This is a genomic window from Stieleria magnilauensis, from assembly GCA_007753675.1.
Taxonomy (GTDB): domain Bacteria; phylum Planctomycetota; class Planctomycetia; order Pirellulales; family Pirellulaceae; genus Stieleria; species Stieleria magnilauensis.
Window position 1 is genome coordinate 1,404,755 of record CP036432.1, and the last position, 13,111, is coordinate 1,417,865.

At 55.9% G+C, this 13,111-nt stretch carries 8 protein-coding genes; 6 read left to right on the plus strand and 2 right to left on the minus strand.

The features are described from left to right. Positions 1-20: 20 nt before the first annotated feature. Positions 21-1,682: a TolC family protein gene (locus TBK1r_RS05135; protein WP_145207840.1), complete on the minus strand. Its 1,662-nt coding sequence runs from the start codon at positions 1,680-1,682 to the stop codon at positions 21-23. Positions 1,683-1,830: 148 nt separating this feature from the next. Beyond that, positions 1,831-2,136: a hypothetical protein gene (locus tag TBK1r_RS05140; protein WP_419580986.1), complete on the minus strand. Its 306-nt coding sequence runs from the start codon at positions 2,134-2,136 to the stop codon at positions 1,831-1,833. Between the two features lie 511 nt (positions 2,137-2,647). Between TBK1r_RS05140 and TBK1r_RS05150 the strand changes: the two genes are divergently transcribed. The 6 genes from TBK1r_RS05150 (at position 2,648) to TBK1r_RS05185 (ending at position 13,022) form a co-directional block, all read left to right on the plus strand. Beyond that, positions 2,648-4,798 carry a heavy metal-binding domain-containing protein gene (locus TBK1r_RS05150; RefSeq protein WP_419580987.1) on the plus strand — a complete coding sequence of 717 codons (2,151 nt, stop codon included), beginning with the start codon at positions 2,648-2,650 and terminating at the stop codon, positions 4,796-4,798. 118 nt (positions 4,799-4,916) lie between these two features. Further along, the gene (locus TBK1r_RS05155) at positions 4,917-8,471 is read left to right on the plus strand and encodes an efflux RND transporter permease subunit (protein WP_145207844.1); all 3,555 of its coding nucleotides are present in this window, start codon (positions 4,917-4,919) and stop codon (positions 8,469-8,471) included. Positions 8,472-8,584: 113 nt separating this feature from the next. Beyond that, the gene (locus TBK1r_RS38315) at positions 8,585-9,730 is read left to right on the plus strand and encodes a hypothetical protein (RefSeq protein ID WP_419580988.1); all 1,146 of its coding nucleotides are present in this window, start codon (positions 8,585-8,587) and stop codon (positions 9,728-9,730) included. A gap of 685 nt (positions 9,731-10,415) precedes the next feature. Further along, positions 10,416-10,607, plus strand: coding sequence for a hypothetical protein (locus tag TBK1r_RS05170; protein ID WP_145207846.1), 192 nt, complete (start codon positions 10,416-10,418; stop codon positions 10,605-10,607). A gap of 90 nt (positions 10,608-10,697) precedes the next feature. After that, on the plus strand, positions 10,698-10,964 hold the full coding sequence (locus tag TBK1r_RS38320) for a hypothetical protein (RefSeq protein WP_419580989.1): 267 nt from the start codon (positions 10,698-10,700) through the stop codon (positions 10,962-10,964). A gap of 886 nt (positions 10,965-11,850) precedes the next feature. Next, positions 11,851-13,022 (plus strand): IS3 family transposase gene (locus TBK1r_RS05185; RefSeq protein WP_145207848.1). Its coding sequence is split into 2 segments (ribosomal slippage): positions 11,851-12,100 and positions 12,100-13,022, totalling 1,173 coding nucleotides; the frame shifts between segments, so codons are not numbered across the junction. The last annotated feature ends 89 nt before the right edge of the window (positions 13,023-13,111 follow it).

Below are 13,111 nucleotides of genomic sequence, written 5' to 3' on the forward strand. Positions count from 1 at the left end.
GCGTCGTGCCCCACGCCAATTCAATAGGGACAGCCGACCGTGCGATCCAATTGAGCGATGGTTCCGGCCAGTGTGGCGTCGATGCGGGCGAGCTGTGTCTCGAACATCAATAGCTCGCGGTAGGTTTCGATCAACGTGAAGAAGTCCGAGCGTTTGCCTCGGTAGTCGGCGATCGACAGCTTGAGTGTGTCTTCGGTACGCGGAATGATCCGATCTTCGTAGATGTCACGCTGTTCCACCAAAGCATCGGCTTGAACGATCAAGCGACGGATTTTTCCGTAAAGCTCGTCTCGTTCCGCTTCCAGGCGTCGAGTCGTGCTACTTCGACGATGAGCTGCTTCACGGATTCCGGCGTTGATCTTCTCCCTCCAGATCGGCAATGTCGTTCCGAAGCTTACACTGAGTTGATCGCGTCCGTTGGCCACTGGACTAAGAACGTCGTGGTTGTCGCTGACCAATCCCCAATTCAATCCGACACTGAAGTCCGGATACTGCTGCAAGCAAGCCAAGCGTTCTTTGTCGCGATCACGTTGGATTTCCCAGGCCAGGCCGCGTAGCTTCGGGTTGCACTGTTCAGCCAACGCGATCAGTTCTTCAATTTGCCGTGAAGTATCGGTGATACCGAGTTCCTCCATCGTTTCGGGAAGTATTCCGACGGGTTGCTGTAGCAGAGTAGCGAGGTCGGCTTGGGCAACCAGCTTTTGCTTAGCAAGCGAGACGAGCTGGTCGTCAAGCCGATCGGTTTCGAGTTGTGCACGCAACACGTCCTGTTGTGACCCACCGCTGCGGTAGCGTGCTTCGGCAACATCGGTCAAGTCGGCAACAAGGTCTTTGGTTTCCTCGATGATCGAAATTGCTCGAGTTGCGAACCAGACTTCGTAGTAGGCGAGGCGAACGGACTCAGCAATCTCGCGAGCAATCGCGTCGACTTCCGCTTGAGCAATCTGAACCTCGCGGCTGGCGATGACGGCTTTGGTTTTCAGCTTGTCGGGAAACGGCACCATCTGGTTGACCGACATCTGGTTGGCGACGCGGCCGGCTGCGGTTTGAATGGCGTTGTCGTGCAAGGGCCAGAAGGTGTTGTTGAATGTCGGGTCGGGTAAAGCTTTAGCTTGCGGGATCACATTGGTCGCTGCAGCAACACGTTGCTGGGCAGCGAGGATTTTTGGGTGCCGCGCGAGTGCGGTGCTGACGAAATACTCGACGGGCTGGCCAGTGGGGACGCTAGGAGAGGGGGCGATAAGGAGAGGGGGAGACAAGGAATCAACCACGTTCTCTTTGTCTTGCTCACTCCTTGTCTCCTGGTCTAGCGTGTCTCGCTCCACTGCCTGGCTTCCCCTCTCGCGAACTTCCTTGGGGGGATCGAGTTGCAGGAAGTCCCCGATACTTCGTTTGCCCTCCTCCGTGGGGGGCTGTGCGAAGACCGCGGGCGCCGCGATGACTGCCTCGTCGTTGTAGCCGGCGGGCTGAATGGCCCCTGTTTTCGGTTCGCAAAGGACTTGCTGCCAATCGACATCGCTGGTTGCGACCGATGTCGGGTTCGACTTGGCGGGCGCAGTGGTGGCTTGTGCTACTTGAACACGACGCTGGGAGGCACAACCGGACACCGCTGCGGCAACGAATGTCGCTAGCAATAGGCGCTTCGCTTGGTTTGTTCGGGGGCTCAAAGAATACCGATCCATGGCGTCCAGGTCCTGATGAGCTATATTTGAGGGGTCAAAGTTTGCCTAAACGGCTAATTCCTATTGAACTCTTCGGCCAAATTTCCGATACAGTTCGTATACCGTGTATGGGTATCCTTTTCGGAAGGTCACAGTGAGTCACTCCCCCCTAATTCGCATCGCCGTTCATCTTTGTCTGATCGCTGCAATGGTGATTCAGCCGATGGCGTTGGTTGCTGCGCAGGGAGCTTGTGCTCAGGGTCAGTGCTGCCAGAGCAAAACGATTTGCCACGCTTGCAAATGCTGTGAAGTGAAAACGGACAGTGATTTGTGCGGCTGCTGTCGTGGCAATGAAAAACGCGCCGGCAGTTGCTGCACGAAGAATTCCGAACGGTCTAGGCGCGATGAGTTGTTCGGAGAAATCTCCGATGTCGTGCCAGTGCCCCCAAAATCCGACGACGAAGAAGCGATTCAAGACCAAGTCGTCTTACCATTATGCATGTGCAGCATTCGATCGGAGCCGATGGCACCGGCACCTCATCGCGTCCCTGTTCCACAGGTTCGTGAATTGGTCGTGATCGCTTATGTGGATCACGTCACTTCAGACGCTGGACTTTCCATTCGTCCAGATCAACTGAGTTTACGGCTGCCGATCGGCGACCACTCACGGCATTTCTCTCAGCGATTTCTTTGCATCTGGCGCATCTAGCGTCGTCATGTTAGGAGAGCTGCGCGCTCGTCGCTCTTCGATTTCAAATTGGCTTTCACCCGAATGATGCTGCGCGCTCATTTCGTATGGTGCCTATCCAGATGCAATCCCTACGCGATCCGATTCGCGTCACCAAACAATGAACCGGCCACAGCCAGGAGGCGATGACTGATTGACGATGCGATTCCCCAAGTCGCATCATCGGCCAGTTACCTCTTGAGTTGGTGTCTGTGGATGGAACCACACACGCATGAAGAAAAACGATACGAGAACTGTCATGAATCAGGACGAACCAATCAAACCGGATGAAGCCGAGGCCGATGGCGAGATCAGCAACGTGGATGCGGATGCGCCAACTGATAGCGCGTCAGTGGAAGCTGTGCTCGAAGACGCACCTACGCCAGTCGAAGCTCAATCGAGCGCTACTCTAAGTGGTGGAGGGATGAAGTGGCTCATGCGCACGGGCGTGCAAGGCGCAACTGTCGTCATCGTCGCCGGCCTCGTGTTTTTCTTGCTCGGTGTCGCACAACGAACGAAGTGGTTGACTGCTGACGGATTCTCGGGCGGTCGTGGCGGAGCGGTGGAGGAAGCCGGCGGTGGCGAAGAAAAACGGTACATCTGTCCGATGATGTGCACGCCGCCTTCGACGGAGCCAGGACGATGTCCGGTTTGTGCGATGGAATTGGTCGAAGCGACTGGCGGTGGAGGTGGTGATGGCATCTCGGTCACGATTGAACCCTCGGCTCGTCGACTGGTTGGCATTCAAACCGCCATGTCTAAGATGGGCGAAGTCAACCGAACGATTCGCACCATCGGCTCGATCGACTTCGACGAAAGCCAACTGTCGACGATCAGTGCGTATTTCGACGGTCGCCTAGAAAAGATGTACGCGAACTATGCCGGTGTGAAGGTCAATGAAGGTGACGACCTTGCATTGATTTACAGTCCGCAGCTCTATACGGCCCAAACCGAGTTCATCGCCAGTATGAACCGTGACGGAAAGATTGGGCGATTTCAAATTGCTGGCGGCGATCTCAATAAGATGGCTCGCGAGAATTTGGCTGAGCTTGGAATGACGCAAAGTCAGATCGACGAGTTGGGGACGTCGGGCAAGCCGAAGTCACGCATCCGCATCAAATCGCCGCAAAGTGGAACGGTCATTGAAAAGTCTGCCGTTGAGGGCGACTACGTCAAAACGGGACAAAAGCTCTATCGAGTCGCTGATCTCAGTAGCGTCTGGTTGATGCTTGATCTGTTCCCCGATGACGCATCGGCAGTTCGATTCGGCCAGCAAGTCGAAGCCGAGATTCAGTCGATGCCCGGCGAGGTGTTTACCGGGCGCGTCGCTTTCATTGACCCGACGGTAAACCCGATGACTCGAACCGTTCGCGTCCGGGTTGAGATCATGAATTTCGATGGGAAGCTGCGGCCGGGCGACTACGCCACCGCTCGTGTCACCGTGCCCGCGATTCCAATGGATCAGGTTTACGACCCGGCGCTTGCGAACAAGTTTATCAGCCCGATGCACCCGCAAGTCATCCGCGACGAGCCGGGCAAGTGCCCGCTGTGCGACATGGATTTGGTGCCAACGTCGCAACTTGGTTTTGCTTCGCAGCCGTTGCCGATGCAGCAAGTCGTTACCGTTCCGCGTGACGCTGTGTTGCTGGCAGGCGAGAATAGCGTGATCTATGTCGAAACCGAACCAGGACGATTTGAGATTCGCCGCATCACGGTCGGCCCGATGAATCGCAAGGAAGCGGTGATTGTCGAAGGTTTGTCCGCCGGCGAGACAGTGGCAACTGGCGGCAATTTTCTCATCGACTCGCAAATGCAGCTTGCCGGCAACCCATCGTTGATGGACCCGACGAAAGCACCAAGCTATTCGCCGGGACCGCTCGAGCTACCTCAAACGAATCCGGTCATGTTGGCGACCGACGCGGGAATGCAGTTTGATCGCACCTACGACGCTTACTTTGAAATCCAGTGCGCGATGGCGGCGGATCAGACTCCACCCCCGGTCGCGCTGAATACGCTGATCGAAGGACTCCGCGAACTGGAAATGTCGGCGGAAGTTCCCGATGAGGCTCAACGCAGGTTCGCGACCGCTCGCCGCGCGGCGTCTCGCCTGGATGGATCGTTGGAAACCGCTCGCGAAGCCTATCGCGGCGTTAGCCACGCGATGTTGCGAGCGGCGACGGTTGCTCGCGGTCCGAAGACGGCAGTGAAGCTAACGCATTACTACTGCCCCATGGTTCCCGGCGGCGGAGGCGACTGGATGCAACCCGGCGGCGAATTGCAGAACCCGTATTGGGGCAGCGAGATGCTGACGTGCGGCGAGGTCGTCAGGGAGATGGGGAGACAAGGAGACACGGAGAGCGGGAGAGTTGGCGTGATTCAATCTGGGTGGGATGGAGGTGATCTGAAATGAGTGATCGTGTCTATAGCCATCGCGATTTGATCGTGTATCAGAAGTCGTTTGCAGCAGGGAAACGGATCTTTGAGTTGTCGACATCGTTTCTCCTTGTCTAAAAAGCCGGAGGCTCCCGATGCTTAACCTAATCATTCGCTTTTGCGTCAAAGAACCTTGGCTGGTCGTACTACTGACGATCGGCTTGAGCGTTGCCGGCTGGGTCAGCTTCAAGTCCATCCCAATCGACGCAATTCCGAACATTGGCGAAAACCAAGTCATCGTATTGACGCCTTGGCCGGGTCGCTCGCCGAAGGACATCGAAGACCAGGTCACCTATCCGCTCAGCGTTTCGTTACTGGCAGTGCCGGGTGCCGAATCGGTGCGTGGCAAGAGCATGTTCGGCTACAGCTTTGTGCAGGTCACGTTCAAAGACGAAATCGACTTCTATTGGGCACGAAGCCGAGTGTCCGAGCAACTTGGCAGTGCGGCGTCACAGTTGCCCGATGGCGTTGTGCCACAACTTGGGCCAGACGCGACGGGACTCGGGCAGGTCTACTACTACACATTGCAGCCACCCGATGAAGGCATGGGGCTAGCAGAACTTCGCAGCATGCAAGACTTCGTCGTGAAGTACGAATTGCAGGCGGTTGAGGGCGTCAGCGAGGTTGCTTCGATCGGGGGGTACGTTCGCCAGTATCAGATCGAAGTTGACCCGGATAAGCTGCGATTCCACAACGTGTCGCTGGATAAATTGGCGATGGCGATCGAAGAATCGAACCTCGACGTCGGTGCAAAGACCGTCGAGACGACTGGAATGGAGTTCATCGTCCGCAGTAAGGGTTTCCTCGGCTCGGGCGGTGACAAGGATAAAGCGGTCGAGGACATTGAGGACACCGTCATCATGCAGCGTGACGGAGTTCCCGTTCGTGTCCGCGACATTGCCAATGTGCAGATTGGGCCGGACTTTCGTCGCGGTGCGTTGGACTACAACGGTGCCGAGGCTGTCGGCGGCGTGGTCGTCATGCGATACGGCGAAAACCCGCGCGTCGTGATCGACCGAGTCAAAGAGAAAATTGCCGCGATTACGCCATCGCTGCAGGGTGTGACCATTCACGGCGTCTACGATCGCAGCGGCTTAATTGATGAGACGATGGCCACGCTGACGCATGCGTTGCGCGACGAAATCATCATCACTGCGATCGTCATTCTGCTGTTCCTACTGCACATTCGTAGCAGTTTCGTCGTCGCGATCTGTTTGCCTGCTGCTGTGCTGATGTCGTTCATCGCGATGCAGGTCGTTGGCGTCGGTGCGAACATCATGTCGCTGGCGGGAATCGCAATCGCAATTGGAACGATGGTCGACATGGCGATCATCGTTTCGGAAAATGTCTACCAGCATTTGGCAGAATGGGAGCGAGAAAGACAAGGAGACAAGGAAATTGATGGCTCCGTGTCTCCTCGTCTCTCACACTCTTTGTCTAGAAAGCGAAGCGAAGTCGTCTACGATGCAACGGTCGAAGTCGCACCCGCCGTTGTGACTGCCGTCGCAACAACGATCGTCAGTTTTTTGCCGGTCTTCTTCTTGACCGGTCGCGACTACAAACTGTTTTCGCCGCTGGCTTATACCAAGACATTTGCGATTGCTGCAGCGATGATCGCTGCCGTCACGATCGTTCCGGCTTTGTGCCGTCTGATGCTGCGAAGCTCGGTGCGTCGCAAGAGCACAGCTTTGCTTGCAGGGATTTCGTTGGCCGGGCTACTCGGCATGGCTTCGCATTTCCTTTGGGGGTCGAGACTTGCGGAACGCTTTGGCCTGGATACTTGGATTGTGACCGCGACCGCAGCCATGATTGGCCTCATTGGTGGCTGGCAGTTGATGCGAGAACGAATTCGTCCAATCGAGGAAATCCCGTCCAGCCGCTTTGTTCGCTGGATTTATGCGGCGCGACTACGGCATGCTCTGAATCATAAAGCGTTCGCCTTGTCGTTTCCGCTCGTCCTGTTCATCATCGGCGTGGGAGCCTACGTCGGCATGCCAACCATCCTTCGTCCCGTCGAGAAGGCGGCAAACCTGTTCGGTGCCGAACTGAATGATTTTCCCGGTTACGTTGACGCCAAGCACGTCTTCACTGGCTTGCAAAGTGACGACTGGATCGCGTTGGACGAGGGAAGCTGGTTCTACATGCCGACGCTGTATCCGGCGGCCAGTTTTTCGCAGGCAATGCAGGTGCTGCAGACCCAGGATGTGCTGATCGGTCAAATTCCTGAAGTGAAGGATGTGCTGGGCAAGATCGGTCGCGTCGAATCGGCACTCGATCCCGCGCCTGCGGCGATGGTCGAAACTTATGTGATGCTGAAACCGGAAAGCCAATGGCGTGAAGGCGTCACCGCTCGTGACGTTTGGGACGAAATTAATCGAGTCGCAACGCTGCCCGGTGTCACGCCCGCCTCGGCACTGCAACCGATCGAAGGCCGTGTCGTGATGTTGCAGTCCGGTATCAAGGCTCCGATGGCCATCCGTGTTTACGGCGACAATTTGGAGACGCTCGCCGACGCCGCAATGGATGTCGCGGCCGAGTTGAAGAAATCACCGCTGATCAATGCAGGCACGGTGAATCCCGATATTGTGCTTGGTAAGCCTTATGTCGAGTTCACGGTCGATCGCGAGGCCGCATCGCGTTACGGAATGAGTTCGTCGATGGTGAACCAAGTCATCGAAACGGCGCTCGGCGGAATGAATTTAGTCAAGACGGTCGAAGGCCGAGAACGTTATCCCGTGCGGCTTCGATACAACCGCGACCTTCGCGAACAGATCGACGGCCTAAAACGTTTGCCAGTCGTCACGCACTCAGGTGCGGTCGTACCGTTGGAAGAACTCGCGGAACTGGATACGACGTGGGGGCCAGGCGCAATCAACAGCGAAAACGGGCGACTGGTCGCGCATGTTTCATTCATGACCAATGGTAGCAAGGGTGACCTGGAATCGGTCTCCGCAATTGAAGAGCAACTACGCACCGCACAATCCCTGCCGCCCTCGGACCGAAATCGGCTGTCACTGCCAGCCGGCTATTCCCTCGAAGCCGTCGGGAGCTTCCGAAACCAGATCGAAGCGAACCTTCGTTTGATGTGGATTATCCCCCTGGTCATCTGCATCAACTTGCTGCTGATCTACATGGAGTTTCGCAACTTCTCAATCTCGCTTGCCGTGTTTTCAGGCATCCCGGTCGCATTTGCCGGCGGCATGATCGCCGTCGCGACAATGGGCGTGGAACTCAACACGGCGGTCTGGGTCGGCTTTATTGCGTTGTTCGGCCTAGCCGTCGACGACGGCGTGGTGATGGCGACCTACATTCACCAGTTGTTGAAGAAACGCAAAGTCGGATCGGTTGACGATCTCCGCAACACGGTTTACGAAGCCGGCCTCAAACGGATTCGCCCCTGCATGATGACGACCGTGACGACGCTGGCGGCGCTCGTCCCAGTGTTGGTTGCAACCGGCCGTGGTGCCGACGTGGCACGAGCGATGGCGATCCCGGTATTCGGTGGAATGCTAGCCGAACCGTTCACGTCGTTCATTGTGCCGACGCTGTATTGCGGCTATCTGGAACTGCGAATGCGATTCGGTTTTCGAGACGAGCTTTGGGACGGAACTGACGCAATGCCAGAGGAGGAGCTGATGAAGGCGGCATAAAATCTTTTGATTGCTCGTGAAGAAAACTTCGACTCGAGCATCCAACTAACCAACCTCACCAAGAACGACGGATCCAACGGATGGCGTCCAGACTTTACCAACGGAGTTCACTTATGAAACAAGCACTTATCCTCACCGCATGCTCGGTTGCATTTTCCGCATCGAGCGTCTTCGGTCAAACGATTCAACTACAGCACGATCATGCCGGCCACAACCACCCGATGACCGGCAGAACGCAGGCTCGTGAAGTTGCCCAGGCGGGGCCGCATGGCGGCAGCTTAAAACAAACCGGCAACCTGCAAATCGAAACGATGGTTTCCCAAGGCGGGTTGAAAATGTTTATCTACGATCGCGCTGGCCAACCGGTCTCGGTCGACCGTGGACGCGGTGCCGTCTCTGTCCGAGTCGAAGGCAACGCGAAACGCTATCGCTATGACTTGCTGCCCGATGGCAAAGGCGCATTGACCGCTCCCGTGAACTTGTCGCAACTCGCTGGCCGGCAAATCGACGTCGACATTCAATTGGTCGGCATTACTGCCAGCACTGTGAGCTTCAACGAAGTCGCCACGGTTCCCGCCAGCGAGCAACAACTGGCTGCCGCCGCGATCGCACGCCAGAAGATTTGTCCTGTTAGCGGTAAACCGCTTGGCAGTATGGGGGATCCGCTTGCTGTCGATGTGAATGGCCAGAAGCTCTACGTCTGCTGTGCGGGCTGCGTGAACGCAGTTGAATCAGACCCAACAAAGTACGCCGCCGGTCGACCGCAAATCACCGTTACCACGGCGACACAAGCCGACGCGGCTGGGATCGCTGCCCAGAGGGTTTGCCCGGTGATGGATGAGCCACTTGGTAGCATGGGCACGCCGATCAAGGTCATGGTTAGCGACAAACCAATCTATCTTTGCTGCAAAGGCTGCATCAAAAAGATTCAAGCCGAGCCGGCGAAGTATCTTGCGATGGTTTATGGCTCCGCGCAGACGAATCCCCCGACTGTATCGGCCGTTCCGGCAGGAATTGAACAGGTTCGTGAGGGCATCTTCAAAGTGGTCGCGGCCGACGCACCTTTCATTGCAGCACAGAAGAAGTGCCCCGTGATGGACGAACCGCTCGATGCGATGGGTGGACCTTACAAAGTGAACGCGGCCGGCAAAGCGATCTACATCTGTTGCCCCGGTTGCGCAAAGAAGATTACCGCCGAACCGCAAAAGTGGTTGGCCGTTTTGAAGTCACAAGGAGTCGAAGTTCCCGTAATTCGCTAATCAACTCAGGAGCGAGATTGCAAGTTGGATCCTCGCTTCCCCTCTGACTCACGCGGGGGCGGTGTCGCGTCTGATTCACGCAAGTGATGGCGTCACCACGCCGCCCCTGCCTTTTTTATTTCAACTCACGACAAGGACGTCGTCATGGAATCTCAATGGAAATCCTGCACCACTGTTGCGCTCATTTACACCCTCTCAGTGTCGGCCGGATGCCAATCGCTGCCAGCAACAAGACGGCAAACATCTGGATCAACAACGAGCGACGCGTTGCTCCCACAACGGCTGAACGTTTCTCAGATATGTAGACAGTACCCGCTGGTCCGGTGAACGCCCCGACAACTAGCAAGCCGTTGGCTTTGGTGTCGGTGTCGATTGATTCAGCTGCGGAGCGCATGGCAGAGAGTATTTCGTCGGAAGCATGCCCATGCGAGATCGCTTGGTACGCCAGCCCTCGCCAATCCGCAGGCGGTAGTCAACGAGAAGAAACGAAACGACAAACCCGAAGAGAATCGCGTTGACGAGGACAATCAGTTGCCGGCTGATCGGTAGCTGAGTCCATCGGTGTTTAAATGTGTCCATCATGGCACCTTAAAGAGAAAAGCCGGGCGAGTTTTCAAGCTCGCCCGGCTGACAGGACTCGAACGGGATCAGAAGCGATTAGCTGCGCCCGGCAGGTTCGACTTCCGTGGAATTTGACGATCCTTTGCCGAAGCACGCAGCGGCAACGCTGCAGCAGTACGCTCGCTTTGCACAACAGGTCGGTTGGCCTGCGGTGCTGGCGACATCGGCGTTCGCGGCTTTCGTTTCAGCGTGCTTTCCGCAGCATCGTGCGTTCACCGAGCAGCAATACGCCCGCTTGACGCAGCAGGTGGGTTGAGAAGTTGTACTCGACACTTCGTCCGTGGTCGCTTTGCCTTCAGCATGTTTGTCACAGCATGGCGCTTGAACCGCGCAGCAGGACGCATGCTTGGCACAACACGTCGGCTCGCCCGAGGCGCTGGCGTCAACATTGCCGGGGACGAACGAAACGGCGAACAAAACAGCAGAGAATACGGTCGCTAACATTTTGGAAACTCCAGGATTGATGGCGCAGCCGACATCGACATGCACCGATGGGGAAACAGATACATCTTCATTTTTGGATTGGGTCTGGCTTCGCAAAATCGAAGCAGGATCAACCGCTAAATCTGAAGACGAACGTTCCAATCAACCAATGAGTGGGGGCGGACAGTAGAAACTGACCGGCCGAGAGCGACCGAGTCGGTGTTCCAAGTGATCCGCGAAAGGTCGGTGCGATTCAAACCGCGAGGCGTCAGATCGTCGCCAGACGTTCGCGGCGGCAGCCAAACCTTCGTGTCGCAGGACGCCATTGCAGGGCATTCGTGCGACGGCTCGCCGTCACAACAACTGTGCCCAACCGGCAGCGACTGGCAGCATAGATGAGGGCAAGGTTTTGCTGCGTGTGATCCCGCCCGAGCGGCCGGCGAAGACGCCAACAATACCGCGATCACTGCAAAAGCAGAAAAAAATCGAGCGGCAGAGTTGGTGTGGCGGCGGTTCATGACAGGCATTTCCAAGAGCGTTCAAAGGATCCGCACGAAGGAATCTCTTCTTTGATGCTCTTTGGATGCACGGCCCCGACGTTTCTTCACGACTTCGCAAAAAGATTCTAGATTACCCCCTTCCCCATTTCTGATGACCGAAGACATAAGTTCTGCGGCAAGAACGATTCCGAGCGAATGCGGTTCTCTGAGACGACTTAGTGTCGATGAGTGCAGATTAGTGTTCCCAATTTCCCAGATCGTGCGTCGCCGATGATCTCCAAACCGTGTTGGAACAATTCTCGAGGATCAACTCGGAGTTACAGGGCTAACCGCACCAATGCTGTGAATGCAGAGCTTGAGCTTGCCACTGTGAATTTACTGAGAGTGCGAGCAAAGTGCGTCGTAGTGGTCGATCACATACTCAACCTTTTGAACAGTGCTGGGCGTTTGTTGCCCTTCGGCGTCGGACGGGACGTTCGCTAGACGGCTCGCAGGGTTGGATCGTTCTGGAATTGCCCACGAAAAGTTGACAGTGGATTGGCAGATGTCAGACTTCTCTGACAGGAGAACCGATTCATGGACAAGCGTCGAAAATTCAGCCGAGAATTCAAACTGGCCGCCGTCAAGAAAGTGATGGAACAAGGACTGTCGTATACCGTTGTCGCCCGAGACCTTGGCGTTGGCGATAACCTGATCCGCAATTGGAAGAAGTCTTTCGAGGAAGATGGGACTCTCGCAGACGGGGTCGCTGGTAATCAGTCGGTTGAAGCTGAACTCAAACGACTGCGTGAAGAGAACCGGCAGCTCAAAATGGAGCGAGACATTTTAAAAAAAGCGACGGCGTTCTTTGCGAAAGAAAGCAACTGAGGCTGCAGTTTATCGGCGAACATCGCGATCGATGGCCGATCGCGGTCCTCTGTCGAGTCCTGGAAGTGACGCGTGCGGCATACTACCGGTTTGTCGCCCGTGATCCTAGCGAAACCAAAGTCAAAGAAATGCAGGTCACTCAGGCCATCCACGAAATCCGGTTGGAGAATCACTTCGATTCCTACGGAAGTCCGCGGATGCATCGTGAGGTCATTAAGCAAGGCATCCAGTGCTGCCGAAACACCGTAGCCAAATACATGCAGAAGGCCGGAATCCAGGCGAATCGGCGGACTAAGTTCCGAATATCGACAACCGATTCCAATCACGATCAGCCGATCGCCCCCAATCGACTCAACCAAGATTTCTCGACAGAAGACATCAATCAAGTCTGGCTTACCGACATCACCTACATCCCTACAAAAGAAGGATTCACCTACCTGTGCGCGTTTGTCGACCTGCATTCACGAAAGATCATCGGATGGAAAACCAGTCGTAAGATCGATTCCGAGCTGGTGATTGAATCGCTCGATCAAGCGATCGCGTTTCGTTCCCCAAGTGCGGGGTTGATCGTCCACAGCGATCGCGGTTCTCAGTATGCGAGCGCAGCGTTTCGACGCCGGTTGGCCGAACGTGAACTTGTTCAGAGCATGAGTCGCCGCGGGAACTGCTACGACAACGCACCGATGGAATCTTTCTTCAAGAGCTACAAGACCGAGGAAGTCCAAGAAGTCTACGGCACCCATGAACACGCCACACGCGGCGTGTCAGAATACATCGAACAATTTTACAACCCTCGCCGCTTGCACTCGTCACTGGACTACCGAAGTCCAATCGACTTTGAGCAAGCGATTACCAGAACGTCACTCGTTGGTGAAACCTGATCCATCAGGGCTCGCTATTTACCTTCCCGTTAAGATCGGTCCACTGTCAACTTTTCGTGGGCAATTCCATTCCCAATCGAAGCCGAAAG

What these genes read in the sequence shown, in the direction of transcription:
- TBK1r_RS05135 (WP_145207840.1), bottom strand. Translation starts at nt 1,682, where the DNA reads ATGGATCGGTATTCTTTGAGCCCCCGAACAAACCAAGCGAAGCGCCTA.
- TBK1r_RS05150 (WP_419580987.1), top strand. Translation starts at nt 2,648, where the DNA reads ATGAATCAGGACGAACCAATCAAACCGGATGAAGCCGAGGCCGATGGC.
- TBK1r_RS05155 (WP_145207844.1), top strand. Translation starts at nt 4,917, where the DNA reads ATGCTTAACCTAATCATTCGCTTTTGCGTCAAAGAACCTTGGCTGGTC.
- TBK1r_RS38315 (WP_419580988.1), top strand. Translation starts at nt 8,585, where the DNA reads ATGAAACAAGCACTTATCCTCACCGCATGCTCGGTTGCATTTTCCGCA.